Below are 15,391 nucleotides of genomic sequence, written 5' to 3' on the forward strand. Positions count from 1 at the left end.
AATGCCGATTAACTTTTACGGTTAATTGGTTGACCGGGGCCGGACGGCGACCAGGTTCCATGCTTGGCGCGGTTGAAAAGCGGTGCGGCGGCGTTGCCGGCCGGCGTAATGTTCACCATGTTGAGCCGAGTCGCCCGAACCGCCCCGAGCCGCCGATGCGCCAGTACCTTGACCTGATGGACCACATTCTCCGCAACGGCGCGGAGAAGCGCGATCGCACCGGCACTGGAACGCGTTCGGTGTTCGGTCATCAGATGCGCTTCGATCTAGGGCAAGGCTTCCCGCTGCTCACGACCAAAAAGCTGCACCTGAAGTCGATCGTCCACGAGCTGCTGTGGTTTCTCGCCGGCGACACCAATATCAAATATCTCAACGACAATGGCGTGCGCATCTGGGACGAGTGGGCGGATGAGCGCGGCGATCTCGGCCCTGTCTATGGCCACCAGTGGCGTTCATGGCCGGCGAAGGATGGCCAGACCATCGACCAGATCGCCAACGTGATTGCGATGATCAAGCGCAGTCCGGACTCGCGCCGCCTGATCGTCACGGCGTGGAATCCCGCTGACGTCGACAAAATGGCGCTGCCGCCGTGTCACTGCCTGTTTCAGTTTTACGTCGCCAACGGCAGGCTGTCGTGTCAACTTTACCAGCGCTCGTGCGACGTCTTTCTCGGCGTGCCGTTCAACACCGCTTCTTACGCGCTACTGACGATGATGGTGGCACAAGTCACCGGCTACAAGCCGGGCGATTTTGTGTGGACCGGCGGAGACACGCATCTTTATCTCAATCACGTCGAGCAAGCCGAGTTGCAATTGTCGCGCGCGCCGCGCGCGTTGCCGACGATGCGCATCAACCCGGACGTGACGGATATTTTCGCGTTCCGCTATGAGGATTTTGCGCTCGAGAATTACGATCCGCATCCGCATATAAAGGCAGTGGTGGCGGTGTGACTATTGCGATCCGCGCAGCGACGACCGCCGACACGTCGCTGATCTTCGACCTCATCCGTGAACTCGCTGACTATGAGAAGCTCAGCGATGCCGTTGATGCAACGCCGGCGATGATCGCCGATGCCTTGTTCGACGAAAAGCCGCGCCTGTTCTGCGACATCGCCGAATGGAATGGCGAGGCGGCCGGACTCGCCGTTTGGTTTCTCAATTTCTCGACCTTCCGCGGCCGCCACGGCATTTATCTCGAGGATCTGTTCGTGCGGCCCGCCTATCGCGGCAAGGGATTAGGCAAGGCGTTGATGGAGCAACTCGCGCGGCGCTGCGTCGAGGAAGGTTATGCTCGCTTCGAGTGGTCGGTGCTGGACTGGAACGCGCCATCGATTGCTTTTTACGAGTCGATCGGCGCGCAGGTGTTGCCCGACTGGAAGATCTGCCGCATGAGCGGTGAGGCGCTTGCATCGTTCGGCAAAGGAGCGCGCGCATGACCACGCGGCCGCGCAACACCGCGCCCTACAAGATCGTGCTCGTCGCCGCGATCGGCGAGAACGGCGTTATCGGCAGCGGCGGCCAATTGCCATGGCGGTTGAAGTCCGATCTACAGCATTTCAAGCGCATCACGCTCGGCAAGCCGGTCGTGATGGGCCGCAAGACCTATGAATCGATCGGCAAGCCGCTGCCGGGCCGGACCAACATCGTGATGACGCGCGACCTCGGCTTTGCCGTACCGGGCGGCATTCTCGCTACCAGCCTGGATGCAGCGCTCGGCATCGCCGTTGAAGATGCCGCCAAGCGTGGCGTGAATGAACTGATGATCATCGGCGGCGGCGACGTGTTCGATCGCACCATGGAAATGGCGGACCGGCTGGAAATCACGCATGTCCACGCCAGCCCGCCGGGCGATGTCTATTTTCCCGCGATCGATCCCGCCGAGTGGCGCGAGGTCGAGCGCCATCATTATGATGCCGGGCCGGACGACGACGCCGGCTTCGACACCGTGGCCTATGTTCGCCGCTAGTTGTCAGGCCATCACCGAATAGCCGCCGTCGACGGGAATCGCCGTGCCGGTGAGGAAGTCCGAGGCGGGCGAGGCGAGAAACACCGCGATGCCCGCGAAATCGTCCGGCGCGCCCCACCGCGCCGCCGGCGTGCGGGCCAGGACGCGCTCATAAAGGCCGGGGACCTGTTCGCGCGCCTTCTTCGTCAGTTCGGTGTCGATCCAGCCGGGCAGGATGGAATTGACCTGGATGTTGTCCTTGGCCCAGGCGACCGCGAAGGAACGGGCCATCTGCACGATGGCGCCCTTGCTTGACGCATAGGGAGCGGCATAGGACGAGGCGAAGATCGTCATCATGGAGCCAATATTGATGATCTTGCCGGCGCCCGCCTTCTTCATGTGGGGATAGACCGCCTGAGAGCACAGGAAGGCGCTGGTGACATTGGTGTCCATCACCAGATGCCATTCCGCCGCGGTCAGTTCTTCCGGCGGCTTGCGCACGGCGGTGCCGGCATTGTTGACGAGAATGTCGAGCCGGCCGAGTTTGTCGGCAACCGCGTTTACGGCGCCGCGGCAGGATTCTTCCTTCAGCACATCGATCTCGACGAAGTCCGCCCGGGAGTCGATCGCCCGCAGTTCGGCCAGCGCCGTGTCTGCCTTGGCCTTGTTGCGTCCGGCGATGACCACCGTGGCGCCGGCGCCGGCCAGGCCCTTGGCCATGCCGAGACCGATGCCGCCATTGCCGCCGGTGACCAGCGCGACGCGCCCGCTGAGATCGAATGCGCTCATTGAATGCTTCCCCGCCCGATGCTTTTGTGTTCTGCCATCTGTCGAAGCGCGGTATTTACCACAAGCAGGCGGCGCGCGGGCGCAAGGCGAGCCGAGTTTTTGCGGCGATGCTTGCGCATGTGCCCGTAACTTCGATGAAAATGCGGCATGACAGCGCGTTGTAACGAGACCTTGCGTCCCCTATAACCCCTCCCAACTAAAGGCAGGGCGTGTCGGCCGAGTGCCGGGAGACAAGATTTATGCCGTGGAGCAATCAAGGCGGTGGTGGCAGCGGGTCCGGTGGACCGTGGGGGTCCGGTGGGGGCGGCAAGAGCCCTTGGGGCTCGAGCCCGCCGCCGTCCGGCGGCCGCCCGCCCGATCTGGAAGAAATCCTGCGCCGTGGCCAGGACAGGTTGCGCGGCGTGCTGCCCGGCAATATGGGCGGCAAGGGCATTGCGCTCGCCGCGCTTGCTGCGCTGGCGCTGTGGGGCTTCTCCGGCTTCTTCCGCGTCGAGCCCGATGAACTCGGCGTCGTGCTGCGCTTCGGCAAGGAAGTGCGCGAAGTCCAGCCGGGTCTGAACTATCACCTGCCTTATCCGATCGAGACCGCGCTCACGCCGAAGGCGCTGCGCGTCAACAAGATCGATATCGGCATGCGTGTCAGCGACGACGCGCGCCGCGGCGCGACCGTCCGCGACGTGCCGGAGGAGAGCCTGATGCTCACCGGCGATGAAAACATCGTCGACGTCGACTTCGCCGTGCTGTGGCGGGTCAAGCCGACCGGCGTCGGCGAATACCTGTTCAACATCCAGAATCCGGAAGGCACCGTGAAGGCGGTCGCCGAAAGCGCGATGCGCGAAGTGGTCGGCCGCTCGGACATTCAGCCGATCCTGACCGGCGCCCGGCAGACCATTGAAAACGCCGTGCACGAACTCATGCAGAAGACGCTGGATGGCTACGGCGCCGGCATCCTGATCCAGCAGGTGCAATTGCAGAAGGTTGACCCGCCGCAGCAGGTCATCGATGCCTTCCGCGACGTGCAGGCCGCGCGCGCTGACCTCGAGCGCGCTGTCAACGAGTCGCAGAGCTACGCCAACCGCGTCGTGCCGGAAGCGCGTGGCCGTGTGGCGCAAATCACGCAGGCCGCCGAAGCCTACAAGTCGCAGACAGTCGCCGAAGCTACCGGTCAGTCGGCGCGCTTCGATAAGATCTATGAGGAATACAGGAAGTCTCCGAACGTGACGCGCGAGCGTATGTACCTCGAAACGATGGAGCGCGTTCTGGGCGGTGCAGACAAAGTGATCCTGGATTCGGGTGCCGGCGGCTCTGGCGTCGTGCCTTATCTACCGCTCAACGAACTGGCGCGTCCGCAGCCGCGCACGCCGACGACGGGAGTTCGTCCATGAAACTTAATGTCATCGGCGGCGTCGCCGTCGTCATCCTCGTGGCCGCTCTGATCGTTGGCTACTCGTCGCTGTTCACCGTCTACCAGACCCAGCAGGCCCTTGTGGTTCGTCTCGGTCAGCCGGTGCGCGTCGTCACCGAGCCGGGTTTGAACTTCAAAGCTCCGTTCATCGACAACGTCATCACGATAGACAAAAGAATTCTCGATCTTGAGGCGCCGGCGCAGGAAGTCATCGCCTCCGACCAGAAGCGCCTCGTGGTCGATGCCTTCGCGCGTTACCGCATCAAGAACGCCCTGCAATTCTACCAAACGCTTGGTTCGATCCAGGGCGCCAACTCGCAATTGACCATTCTGCTCAACTCGGCCCTTCGCCGCGTGCTGGGTGAGGCGACGTTCACCCACGTGGTGCGCGATCAGCGCTCCGAACTGATGGAGCGCATCTTGCAGCTCGTCGACCGTGAGGCTGCCGGTTACGGCATTCAGGTCGTCGATGTCCGCATCCGCCGGGCAGACTTGCCAGAGCAGAACAGTCAGGCGGTATATCAGCGTATGCAGACTGAACGTGCCCGCGAAGCGGCCGAATTCCGTGCTCAGGGCGCCCAGCGCGCCCAGGAAATTCGATCCCGCGCCGACCGTGACGTCACGGTACTGGTGGCCGATGCGCAATCGAAATCGGAGCAGATCCGCGGTGAAGGCGATGCGATTCGCAACCAGATCTTCGCTGAGGCTTTTAACAAAGATCCGGAGTTCTTCGCCTTTTACCGCTCGATGCAGGCGTACGAGACCAGCCTGAAGCCGGGCGATACGCGGCTGCTGCTCAAGCCGGACAATAGCTTCTTCCGCTTTTTCAACCAGCCGACTGGCGTCCAACCCGGTCAGCCGGCTACCCGGCCGACGGCGCCCGCTCAGTAGCGGGTGCTAGCGGATGTCCGACTTTCTGGCCGCACTCGGGCTGGTCTTCGTGATTGAAGGCCTGATCTTCGCGGCTTTTCCGGCGCACGGCAAAAAGGCGGTCGAAAGCGTGCTCAACACGCCGCCGGCCACCTTGCGGCTGATTGGGCTGGGATCGGCCGTTGTCGGTATATTGATCGTCTGGATGGTGCGATCCTGAGGCTTTTGGCCCGAGATAAAACCGCCGGCCAAAGAACCGGCGGCTTCTCGCGCGGTCTTGATGGCAATCTCCTGTCGCTGCCCTTGAATCGCCGCTAATTCAGGGTCACTTTGTGGTGACCCCTCCCTGGAGAATCGACGCCAATGGGCGCCCCTAAACTTCGTTTCAGAACGACTTTCGCACTCGTGCTCGCCGCCACCTTGGCCGGCCCGCTGACCGCCGCGCCGGCGCTGGCGCGCGGCCCGGAGGGCATCGCCGACGTCTCCGAGCAGGTGATCGACGCTGTGGTCAACATCTCGACCAAACAGAAGGTCGACCTCAATTCCGGCGCCATGCCGCAGCTTCCGCCGGGCTCGCCCTTCGAGGAATTTTTCGAGGAGTTCTTCAAGAACCGCCGCGGTCCGGGCGGACAGGGCCCGAACGGCAACACGCCGCAGTCGCGCCGTGTCAATTCACTCGGCTCCGGCTTCATCATCGATGCCGAAGGTTATGTCGTGACTAACAATCACGTCATCGCCGATGCCGACGAGGTAAGCGTTATCCTCAATGACGGTACGACGCTCAAGGCCGATCTGGTCGGCACCGACAAGAAGACCGATCTCGCGCTCCTGAAGGTGACACCGACGAAGCCGCTCAAGGCGGTCAAGTTCGGCGACAGCGATAAATTGCGTCTCGGCGAATGGGTCATCGCGATCGGTAACCCGTTTTCGCTCGGCGGCACCGTGACCGCCGGCATCGTCTCGGCACGCAACCGCGACATCCAGTCCGGTCCGTACGACAACTATATCCAGACCGACGCTTCGATTAACCGCGGCAACTCGGGCGGCCCGCTGTTCAACCTCGATGGCGACGTCATCGGCGTCAATACCGCGATCATCTCGCCATCCGGCGGCTCGATCGGCATCGGTTTCGCCGTGCCGTCGAAGACCGCGGTTGCGGTCATCGATCAGCTGCGCAACTTCAAGGAAGTGCGCCGCGGCTGGCTCGGCGTCCGCATCCAGCAGGTGACCGAAGAGATCGCCGACAGCCTCAACATCAAGCCGGCGCGCGGTGCGCTGATCGCCGGCATCGATGACAAGGGGCCAGCCAAACCGGCCGGCATCGAGCCCGGCGACGTCATCGTCAAATTCGACGGCAAGGACGTCAAGGAAATGCGTGACCTGCCGCGCATCGTTGCCGACACCGCGGTTGGCAAGGATGTCGAGGTGACCATCATCCGCAAGGGCAAGGAAGAGACCAAGACGGTGAAGCTCGGCCGTCTTGAGGACGATAAGCCGACGCCGGCATCGCTGACGCCGAAGAAGGATCAGCCTGACGAGGACAAATCTTCGGTCAGGAAGGCGCTTGGCCTCGATCTGGCAAACCTCAACGAGGCCAACCGCAAGAAGTTCAAGATCGACGACAAGGTGAAAGGCGTGGTCATCACCGGCGTCGATCCGAACTCGGCAGCGGCCGAGAAGCGTTTGCAGCCCGGCATGGTGATCGCCGAGGTGCAGCAGCAGCCGGTGACCAGCGCGGCCGATCTGCAGAAGCGCATCGACCAGCTCAAGAAAGAAGGCAAGAAGACCGTGGTGCTACTGGTGCAGTCGCCGTCGGGCGATCCGAGCTTCGTGGCGATCGGGTTGCAGTAGGCCGAACCACCACGCGGAACATCGAGCGGCCGGGCTTTGCCCGGCCGTTTGTTTTAAGCGTCGACGAATTCGTCGCGCCGATAGCCCTGGATATACAGAAGCGCGGTGAGGTCGCCGTGCTCAATGCGCGCGGGGGCCGCTTCGGCCACCTTCGGCTTGGCGTGATAGGCAACGCCAAGGCCGGCCTCGGCGATCATGTCGAGGTCGTTGGCGCCATCGCCGACCGCCATGGTCTGCTCCTTGGTCAGGCCGAATTCCTGACGCAGTTCGAGCAGCGCGGCGCGTTTGGCGTCACGGCCGAATATCGGCTCGGCCACGGTGCCGGCCAGCTTGTGGCCGTCGATCACCGTCAGGCTGTTGGCGCGGTTCTCATTAAAGCCGATCATCGCAGCGACACGATCGGTAAACAGAGTGAAGCCGCCGGACACGAGAGCAGTGTGCGCACCGTTTGCACGCATCGTGCGGACCAGCGCCCGCGCGCCAGGCGTCAGCCTGATGCGGTCGCGAAGAACCTCGTCGATCACCGAAACCTTAAGGCCCTCGAGCAGCGCCACGCGCTCCCGCAAGGCGGGCTCAAAAGCGATTTCGCCGCGCATGGCGCGCTCGGTGATCGCCGCCACATGGGCTTTCAGGCCCGCATAGTCGGCAAGCTCGTCGATGCATTCCTGGCCGATCATGGTGGAATCCATGTCGGCGAGAAACAGCTTCTTGCGCCGGCCTTCGGATGGCTGCACGACCGCGTCAGTACCAGCTAGGGCGGCGCGCAGGCTCTCGGCAAGGGCGCGTTGGTCGGCGTCCGGGGCTGCGGTAAAGGAAATATCTGCGGCACGGCCGGGATCGAGCCAAACCGGTACGCCGGGCGCGGGTAGGGCGACACGGGCGCGCGCGAGCGCGTCGTCGTCAAGAGGTTCGCGGCCGGCGATGATGGTGGCGGTGAGGGATGAGGACGAGGTCATTGCGATGCCAGATGTGAAGCAGGCGGTGCTTATCGCCGGTCCGACCGCCAGCGGCAAGTCGGCTTTGGCGCTGGCGCTGGCCGACCGCCTCGGCGGCACCATCGTCAATGCCGACTCCATGCAGGTCTATGCGGGCCTGCGCGTCATCACCGCGCGGCCGACGGCGGAGGAGGAGGCGCGCGCCCAACATATGCTCTACGGTCATGTCGACGCCGCCGAATCCTACTCGACCGGCCAGTGGCTGCGCGAGGTTACACAGGTGCTGGACGACATCGCCGCTGCCGGCCGCGTCCCGATCGTGGTCGGTGGTACCGGGCTTTATTTCAAGGTGCTGACCGAAGGGATTGCGGCCGTACCGGCGATCCCGGCCGAAATCCGCGAAAGCGTGCGCGAACGGCTGGCGCGCGACGGCGTCTCGTCCCTCTATACCGAACTGACCGCGCTCGATCCGGTGACGGCGGCGCGGCTGATGCCGCTCGACCGCTCCCGCATTGCCCGCGCCCTGGAAGTCGTGCTGGCCACCGGGCGCTCGATCAGCGACTGGCACGGCGAGGGCACCGCGCCGCTGCTGCCACCGGAGCGCGCGGTGAAAATCTTCGTGACCCTCGAACGCACCCAACTGGTCTCGCGGATCGAGGCACGCTTCGCCGCGATGATGCAGGCCGGCGCCCTCGACGAGGTCCGGGCGCTTGCTGCACGCGATCTCGATCCGCTGCTGCCCGCGATGAAAGCCCACGGCGTGCCGTGGCTGATCCGGCACCTCAAGGGCGAAATCCCGCTCGACGAGGCTGTCGCCGGGTCGATCATGGATACCCGGCGCTATGCCAAGCGCCAGCACACCTGGTTCCGTGGTCAGATGAAGGACTGGCCTATGGTTCCGATCGAGCGCGCCCTTGATGTGATAACGGGTGCATTGACCGACTAAACACAGAATCTACGGTATCCCGATAGCGATCATAATCTAGTTTATCAAATAACTCTATCCATAGCCTGTAAAATTTTCTGCCAAGTTTAGGGCTCTTTAATGCGCCGCAGGGACATTGGAACAAATCCGCAGAAGGCGGATGTAATTGTTTCTTTGGCTGGAGCGCGACCCATGGCGATTTTTTCTTTCAAGAGCATTTCGACGCGAATTGCCGTCACTTTCGCGCTCGTCGTGCCGATCGCGGTGTGGGCTCTATCGTCCGAGACCTGGCGCTCCTACGAACTCTACAGCAAGGCGCAGAAGGCGGATCGCCAGAACACCGCTGCCAACGCACTCATTCTCGGCGTCTACGATATTCTAATCGAACGCGCGCTGGTCAGCAGCGCGCTGCAGGCTGCCGACTCCGCCAGCGCGGCCGCACTCAAGGAGATTCAGGATCAGCGGATCGGCGCCAAGACCAAGATCGACGCCGCCTTCAAGGCGTTGCAGTCGGAGGACTTCCCGCGCAAGCAGGAACTGATCAAGGAATTCAACGAGGCGCGCGCGAAAGTCGACCAGTACCGTCAGAAATCCGAGGAAGCGATCAAGCTGCCGAAGGCGCAGCGTGATGCCGACACTGTCAAGAATACCGTTTCGGCGTTGACCGCCTTTGCCGGTACCGCGCAGAAACTGTGGAATCGCGTGCTGAGCAGCACCAGCGCGATGGACCCTGAACTGGCGCGGCTTGCCTCGATCCGTATCTATGCGTGGAACATGCGTGAGATCGGCGGCAGCGAGCGCTCGACGCTGGCGCAGTCCATATCTGCCGGCACGCCCATTCCGCCGGCCAATCTCGAAAAGATACAGGTGATCCGCAACCAGGTCAGCCTGCTATGGCGTTTGCTGCAGGCCACGATCATTGACGGCGAACACGCCACCATCACCGCAGGCGTCAAGGCGGCAACGGGCGGGTACTTCGGCAAGTTCCAGCCGCTGGCCGACGAGATCCGCAAGGTCTCGGCCGCGGGCGGCAAGTATCCGATGGCCACGCCGGAATGGGTCGACACGACCACGCCGCTCCTGGCGACGCTGCTCGATGTCATGAATGGGGCCGGCGCGGCGAGTGAGGCCTATACCGAGGCTCTTATCGCTTCGAGCCTTCAGACGCTGATCATCAGCAGCATTCTTCTTATCGCATGCGTTGCGATCTTCTTCGGCGCTATCGCTTTCAGCGTCATCACTGTGGCACGCCCGCTGCGGATGCTCACCAAGCCGCTCGGTCAGATCGCAGAAGGTAACTTCGCCGTCGATGTGCCGTATCGCGAACGGCCGGACGAGATTGGTCAGATCGCAGTCGCGGTCAACGGCATGGCTGACAAGGTGCGTGAGGCCCTGCTGCAAATCAAAGCGGCGGCGACCGAAGTCACCAACGCTTCCATCGAAATTTCGAGTGCCACGACCGATCTATCGCAGCGCACCGAAGAACAGGCCGCCAGTCTGGAAGAGACAACCGCGGCGATGGAGGAGATTTCTTCGATCATCAAGCAGAACGCGGAGAACGCCCGCGAAGCGAGCCGCTCGGCCGACGAAACGCGCGCCGTTGCCAATCAGAGCGGCGAAGTCGTCGCCAAGGCGGTTGAAGCCATGGCGCGCATCGAAGAATCGTCCAAGAGCATCTCCGAGATCATTGTTGTGATCGACGAGATTGCGCGCCAGACCAACCTTCTCGCCTTGAATGCGGCCGTGGAAGCCGCACGCGCGGGCGAGGCAGGGCGCGGCTTCGCCGTCGTCGCTTCCGAAGTGCGCAGCCTGGCGCAACGCTCTTCGCAAGCCGCCAAGGACATCACCACGTTGATCACCAAATCCGGCGGTCAGGTCCAAGAGGGAGTCGACCTGGTCAACAAGGCCGGCGCCGCGCTTGGCCGCATTACCGATTCCATCCAGAAGGTCACTAGCCTGATTAACGACATCGCCAGCGCTAGCGCCGAGCAGTCGACCGGCGTCGACGAGGTCAACAAGGCGATGAACATGATGGATGACACCACGCAGAAGAACTCTGCGCTGGTCGAAGAGAATGCCGCGACGGCCAAGATGCTGGAGCAACAGGCGCGGATGATGGACGGGCAGATCGGCTTCTTCCGCTTCGGCGACGAGGCAACTTCGACCAAGGCTGTCCCCCGCCACGCGGGACGTGTCGCCGCGCGGGGCCGCGCCGAACGGGCCGCCGCTGAGGATATCGACGAGGCGGCGTAAGTCGCATCCTCCGCTGGGATCAGCGGCTTGTTGCCGCGCGGGTGGGCCTGCGACCTACTTTAATCTATTTGAATAAAACGCTGGGCCTAAATTCCAGGTCCGGCGGACGCTGGTACTCATAAACTCTTCAGTTCTTCCCACGAGATTGGTTCGAGATCCGGGCTCGACTCGAATTTGGGATAGAACATGCTCAATCGCCTGTCGGTGAATGCACTTCTGAAATCCGTTATCGGTTTGATGGCAGGCGTCATCATTATCACGGTTGCCGTTGGCGGCTGGCAGTCGTGGCGAGAATATCAGTCGGCCAACCTCCTGTCGAAAGTGGCGGCGGTTTCGTCTCACCTATTTAAAGCGCTGCCGGAAATCCGCGTCGAGCGGGCACAAACCGCGCGCTACCTTGGGCTTGAACGGGCGCCAAGCGACCGAACGCTGTTGACCGATGCGAGAAAAGCCGAAATGCCGGCGCTGAAAGCCGGTCTCGCTGCGCTCCGTGACATCGATGAGCCGGGTATTGCAGAGCAGGCCGCCACGCTCGCCGCCATGATCAAGAAGTGGGAGGCGCTGCAAGTCGAGACGGACGCCGCATTCGACAAGCCGAAAGCTGAACGGCCAGTTGGTCTTGGCGACACGTATTACAAGACCGGCGGTGAATTTCTCGATCTTCTCGACCGCATTTCGAGGAACCTGACCGCGCTGATAAAGCTGCGCGATCCCTATGTCGACCAATTGTTCAACGTCAAACAGTTGGCATGGGCGGCGCGCAATCAGGCTGGCGATAGCAATACGATCATTTCGAATGCTGTCGGCGGGTTGAAGCCGGCGCCTGACGCGGTGGAGAAGTACCAAGCCAATCTCGCCGCCGGCTACGCATCATGGTCCGCCATCCAGGATATTGTCGATGGCATCGAGCTTCCGGTCGCCTTTAAACAGGCGCTACAGACCGCAACGAAAGATTTCTTCTCGCCGGACTACGCCAAGCTGCGGCGTGACCAGCTCGATGCGGCGCTATCCGGTCAGACGCTGAGGGTTCCTGCCAAGGATTGGGTCAAGTTCTCTGTCGACAGGCTCAATCTCATCCTCGGGGTAGCCAACGCCGCGCTGGCGTCCATCGCCGGGCATGCCGACCAACTTAAACAGCAAATGATCTGGAAGCTGTCGATACAGTTTATCGTGCTTTGTTTCGCTATCGCGTTGACCGGAGGAGTTGTGGTTCTGCTGGCCCGCCGCGTTACCGAACCGCTGCGCCGTATTCAGACCGGCATGATGAAGGTCGCCGAGGGCGACTTCAATGTCACACTGCCGCGCATGGAGGCCAAAGACGAAATCGGGCAGATCGTCAATGCAGTTGGTGTGATGATCCAGCAAGTTCGTAGCACGATCTTCCAGATCAAGAACTCGTCGAACGAGGTCACCAATGCCTCGGCGGAAATCTCGCTGAGTACGGCCGATCTGTCGCAGCGCACCGAAGAGCAGGCGGCAAGCCTGGAGGAAACCTCCGCGTCGATGGAGGAAATCGCCAACACAGTCCGCCGCAACGCCGAGAGCGCGCAGGAGGCGACGAAGTCGGCGCAGGCAACACGTCAGGTGGCGGATCGTGGCGGCGAAGTGGCCGGCCGCGCCGTTCAGGCCATGGCGCGCATCGAGGAATCCTCGCGCAAGATTTCCGACATCATCAGCGTGATCGATGAAATCGCGCGGCAGACCAACCTTCTGGCTCTGAACGCGGCGGTGGAAGCCGCGCGTGCCGGCGAGGCCGGCCGCGGTTTTGCGGTGGTCGCCTCCGAGGTGCGCAGCCTGGCGCAGCGCTCGTCACAGGCGGCGAAGGATATCGCCCAACTCATTACCAACTCGACCGGGCAGGTGAAGGAGGGCGTCCAACTCGTCAATCAGGCGGGTAGTGCGCTCAACGAGATCGTCGAGTCGATCCGTCATGTCGCCGACGCGGTGTCCGAGATCGCCAATGCCAGCAGCGAACAGGCGACCGGCATCGAGGAAATCAAGCGTACCCTCGATCAGATGGACGAACTCACGCAGCGTAACTCGGCGCTGGTGGAGGAAAACGCCGCCACCGCCCAAACGCTCGAGCAGCAGGCCAGGGCCATGGATGAGCAACTTGCTTATTTCCGGACCGAAACCGGGACGTTTGCGACAAACAAAGTTGAAGCGCGCGGTCCTGCCGGCACCAAGCGTCCCGCATCGTGGGCCGCTCCGGCGAAAAACGCTGCGTAGATGCTTTTTCATTAAAACTGCATTCAGAGGTGTTGAGCCATTCTCCTTTTACATCTGCAACGTGAATCGTCTCGGTGACCGCGGTCGCTGAGGGCGCGGAAACGGAAAGAGAGCATGCTCAATCGTATTACCGTCAGCGCACTTTTGAAATCGGCCTTCGGCGTGATGGCGGCGGCCATCATTGCCGTTCTTGCAACGGGCGCCTGGAACGCTTCGAAGCGACTGATCATCGCTAACGGGATTGTCGCCGATGCCGAAGCGTCGGCTTATCTCTTCACGTCATTGCACAATCTGCGCATGGACCGAGCGTTCACGTCCAATGACTTGCTCAGCGAAAAGACCGGCGAATTCGGTGCGGTTGTAAAAAAAGTGCGGCCGGCTGGGCTCGATGCCCTGACGAGTGGCTTGTCGGCTCTGGAGCAAGTCTCGTTCCCGGCGGGCAGTACGACCATCGCTGATCTGCGAGCAGGGCTCGAGCGCCTTCTGGCCTTCCACAGGCAAGCCAATGCGGCGATCATGCTTCCCAAGGCGCAACGACCCGCCAATCTGGCCAAAGAGGGTTTCGACACGACCACTGCGCTTGTCGACATGATCGAGAAGGCGTCTTCGCGGCTGGGCGAAATGATGAAGTTCGAAGACTCTCACGTTGACCAATTGCTCCAGTTGAAGACGCTTTCTTGGATGTTGCGTGTTGCGAGCGGCGATACGGCGATGTACGTCACCACCAGCTTCGTGCGCCAGCCTGCCCCGGATGTGATGCAGGCTTATTCGGAGGCGCTTGGTCGCGCGAACGCCTCCATGGCCGCAATCGATGAAACGATCAAGCGACTCCCGCTGCCAACGAGCATAATCGAAGCTATCGAAAAGTTCCGGACGGGATACTTCGGCGACTACAATAAACAACAACAGGTTATGCTCAAGACGCTCATCGCCGGCGAGAAGCCCAGTATGGACCGGGCGAGCTGGGACAAAATGGCGACCGAGCGCGTCAACGTGTCGGTCGATGTTGCCGAAGGCGCATTGCAGGCCGTCAAGGCCCGGGCCGTGGCAATACGTGGCGAGGCGCAGGTGGGCTTTTATCTGCAACTCGCCCTTTTGGTGGTCGCGATCGCGATCAGCATCGGCATGATGCTGATCATTACGCGGCGCATCTCCAATCCGTTGATCACGGTGCAGAAAGCGATGGTCGAGATCGCTGGCGGCAATTTCAATGCATCGCTGCAGTATACCGGTCGCCAGGACGAAATCGGTCAGATCATCACCGCCGTCAACACTATGGTCGAGCAGGTACGCGGGATCATCGTTCACATCAAGCAATCGGCCCATGAGGTGACCAGCGCCTCGGGCGAAATCGCCGTGGCGACGACCGATCTGTCGCAACGGACCGAAGAGCAAGCGGCCAGCCTGGAGGAAACCTCCGCGTCGATGGAGGAAATTTCCGCCACGGTGCGCAAGAACGCTGATAACGCCCAGCGTGCGCGGCAGTCGGCGCTTAACACCCAGCAGGTGGCCGACCGCGGCGGCGAGGTTGCGAGCAAGGCGGTGCAGGCCATGGCCCGCATCGAGGAGTCGTCCGGCAAGATCGCTGACATCATCGGCGTCATCGACGAAATTGCCCGGCAGACCAACTTGCTGGCGCTGAATGCGGCGGTGGAAGCGGCGCGGGCCGGCGAAGCAGGCAGAGGCTTTGCCGTCGTCGCGACCGAGGTGCGCAGCCTGGCGCAACGTTCGTCGCAGGCCGCCAAGGATATCGCCGAACTCATCACCAACAGCGGCAGCCAGGTGAAGGACGGCGTGGCACTGGTCAACCAGGCCGGTACGGCGCTTAACAACATCGTGGAGTCGATCCGCGAGGTGGCCGTGTTGGTTTCGGATATTGCCACTGCCAGCACCGAGCAGGCCCAGGGGTTGGGTGAGGTCGGTAAGGCGCTGGCCCAGATGGACGAGGTGACGCAGCGCAATTCGGCGCTGGTCGAAGAAAACGCCGCGACGGCGCAGACGCTGGAAAACCAGGCCCGGGCGATGAACGAGCAGGTGGCGTTCTTCCGGATCGATGGGATCGACCAGCCGATTGCGAACGCTGCTGAGACTCCCGCATCCGTTCGCAAGGCACCGGTCAGGCCGGCCGTCGCCCGACCGTCGGGCCGGGCCTGTGCCGCCTAAGGGCGCGCGCGGAACGCACCCATGAAC

13 protein-coding genes are annotated in these 15,391 nt (G+C 62.3%); 11 read left to right on the forward strand and 2 right to left on the reverse strand.

Going from position 1 to position 15,391, the window contains the following annotated elements:
* Positions 1-155: 155 nt before the first annotated feature.
* Genes E8Q40_RS07435 through E8Q40_RS07445 form a run of 3 tightly spaced genes read left to right on the forward strand, consistent with a single transcriptional unit; the run spans position 156 to position 1,965 of the window.
* Entirely contained in the window at positions 156-950 is a 795-nt protein-coding gene (locus E8Q40_RS07435) for a thymidylate synthase (RefSeq protein WP_137043780.1), read from the forward strand.
* Positions 947-1,435, forward strand: a complete 489-nt coding sequence (locus tag E8Q40_RS07440; RefSeq protein WP_205995723.1) for a GNAT family N-acetyltransferase — start codon at positions 947-949, stop codon at positions 1,433-1,435. Before E8Q40_RS07435 ends, E8Q40_RS07440 begins: the two co-directional genes overlap by 4 nt.
* Entirely contained in the window at positions 1,432-1,965 is a 534-nt protein-coding gene (locus E8Q40_RS07445) for a dihydrofolate reductase (RefSeq protein WP_137043781.1), read from the forward strand. The genes E8Q40_RS07440 and E8Q40_RS07445 overlap by 4 nt, the downstream gene beginning before the upstream one ends.
* A 3-nt stretch (positions 1,966-1,968) precedes the next feature.
* Here the strand turns inward: E8Q40_RS07445 and E8Q40_RS07450 are convergent, their stop codons facing one another.
* A complete protein-coding gene (locus E8Q40_RS07450; protein WP_137043782.1) occupies positions 1,969-2,733 on the reverse strand; it encodes an SDR family NAD(P)-dependent oxidoreductase in 765 nt (254 codons plus the stop codon).
* 239 nt (positions 2,734-2,972) lie between these two features.
* Here E8Q40_RS07450 and hflK point away from each other — a divergent pair, with 239 nt between their 5' ends.
* From hflK to E8Q40_RS07470, 4 genes are all read left to right on the forward strand, one after another.
* Positions 2,973-4,118, forward strand: coding sequence for an FtsH protease activity modulator HflK (gene hflK / locus E8Q40_RS07455; protein WP_137043783.1), 1,146 nt, complete (start codon positions 2,973-2,975; stop codon positions 4,116-4,118).
* Complete coding sequence (gene hflC / locus E8Q40_RS07460; RefSeq protein WP_137043784.1) at positions 4,115-5,029, forward strand: protease modulator HflC; 915 nt, start codon at positions 4,115-4,117, stop codon at positions 5,027-5,029. The genes hflK and hflC overlap by 4 nt, the downstream gene beginning before the upstream one ends.
* A 13-nt stretch (positions 5,030-5,042) precedes the next feature.
* On the forward strand, positions 5,043-5,228 hold the full coding sequence (locus E8Q40_RS07465) for a DUF2065 domain-containing protein (protein WP_137043785.1): 186 nt from the start codon (positions 5,043-5,045) through the stop codon (positions 5,226-5,228).
* A 143-nt stretch (positions 5,229-5,371) separates the two neighbouring features.
* On the forward strand, positions 5,372-6,859 hold the full coding sequence (locus E8Q40_RS07470) for a Do family serine endopeptidase (RefSeq protein WP_137043786.1): 1,488 nt from the start codon (positions 5,372-5,374) through the stop codon (positions 6,857-6,859).
* A 53-nt stretch (positions 6,860-6,912) separates the two neighbouring features.
* On the opposite strand, the gene serB is transcribed toward E8Q40_RS07470, so the two are convergent.
* Positions 6,913-7,815, reverse strand: coding sequence for a phosphoserine phosphatase SerB (gene serB, locus E8Q40_RS07475; RefSeq protein ID WP_246663028.1), 903 nt, complete (start codon positions 7,813-7,815; stop codon positions 6,913-6,915).
* Positions 7,816-7,819: 4 nt separating this feature from the next.
* Between serB and miaA the strand changes: the two genes are divergently transcribed.
* From miaA to E8Q40_RS07495, 4 genes are all read left to right on the forward strand, one after another.
* Positions 7,820-8,740: a tRNA (adenosine(37)-N6)-dimethylallyltransferase MiaA gene (miaA, locus tag E8Q40_RS07480; protein ID WP_137043788.1), complete on the forward strand. Its 921-nt coding sequence runs from the start codon at positions 7,820-7,822 to the stop codon at positions 8,738-8,740.
* A gap of 171 nt (positions 8,741-8,911) precedes the next feature.
* Complete coding sequence (locus E8Q40_RS07485) at positions 8,912-10,972, forward strand: methyl-accepting chemotaxis protein (RefSeq protein ID WP_168197765.1); 2,061 nt, start codon at positions 8,912-8,914, stop codon at positions 10,970-10,972.
* Positions 10,973-11,158: 186 nt separating this feature from the next.
* A complete protein-coding gene (locus E8Q40_RS22120) occupies positions 11,159-13,201 on the forward strand; it encodes a methyl-accepting chemotaxis protein (protein WP_137043790.1) in 2,043 nt (680 codons plus the stop codon).
* Between the two features lie 114 nt (positions 13,202-13,315).
* Positions 13,316-15,364: a methyl-accepting chemotaxis protein gene (locus tag E8Q40_RS07495; protein ID WP_137043791.1), complete on the forward strand. Its 2,049-nt coding sequence runs from the start codon at positions 13,316-13,318 to the stop codon at positions 15,362-15,364.
* Positions 15,365-15,391: the final 27 nt, after the last annotated feature.

It is taken from the genome of Pseudolabrys sp. FHR47, assembly GCF_005153485.1.
Classification (GTDB): Bacteria; Pseudomonadota; Alphaproteobacteria; order Rhizobiales; family Xanthobacteraceae; genus Pseudolabrys.

Bases quoted from the DNA above. Each gene is read 5' to 3' on its own strand.
- E8Q40_RS07435 (WP_137043780.1), top strand. From the start codon at position 156: ATGCGCCAGTACCTTGACCTGATGGACCACATTCTCCGCAACGGCGCG.
- E8Q40_RS07445 (WP_137043781.1), top strand. From the start codon at position 1,432: ATGACCACGCGGCCGCGCAACACCGCGCCCTACAAGATCGTGCTCGTC.
- E8Q40_RS07450 (WP_137043782.1), bottom strand. From the start codon at position 2,733: ATGAGCGCATTCGATCTCAGCGGGCGCGTCGCGCTGGTCACCGGCGGC.
- hflK (WP_137043783.1), top strand. From the start codon at position 2,973: ATGCCGTGGAGCAATCAAGGCGGTGGTGGCAGCGGGTCCGGTGGACCG.
- hflC (WP_137043784.1), top strand. From the start codon at position 4,115: ATGAAACTTAATGTCATCGGCGGCGTCGCCGTCGTCATCCTCGTGGCC.
- E8Q40_RS07465 (WP_137043785.1), top strand. From the start codon at position 5,043: ATGTCCGACTTTCTGGCCGCACTCGGGCTGGTCTTCGTGATTGAAGGC.
- E8Q40_RS07470 (WP_137043786.1), top strand. From the start codon at position 5,372: ATGGGCGCCCCTAAACTTCGTTTCAGAACGACTTTCGCACTCGTGCTC.
- serB (WP_246663028.1), bottom strand. From the start codon at position 7,815: ATGACCTCGTCCTCATCCCTCACCGCCACCATCATCGCCGGCCGCGAA.
- miaA (WP_137043788.1), top strand. From the start codon at position 7,820: ATGCCAGATGTGAAGCAGGCGGTGCTTATCGCCGGTCCGACCGCCAGC.
- E8Q40_RS07485 (WP_168197765.1), top strand. From the start codon at position 8,912: ATGGCGATTTTTTCTTTCAAGAGCATTTCGACGCGAATTGCCGTCACT.
- E8Q40_RS22120 (WP_137043790.1), top strand. From the start codon at position 11,159: ATGCTCAATCGCCTGTCGGTGAATGCACTTCTGAAATCCGTTATCGGT.
- E8Q40_RS07495 (WP_137043791.1), top strand. From the start codon at position 13,316: ATGCTCAATCGTATTACCGTCAGCGCACTTTTGAAATCGGCCTTCGGC.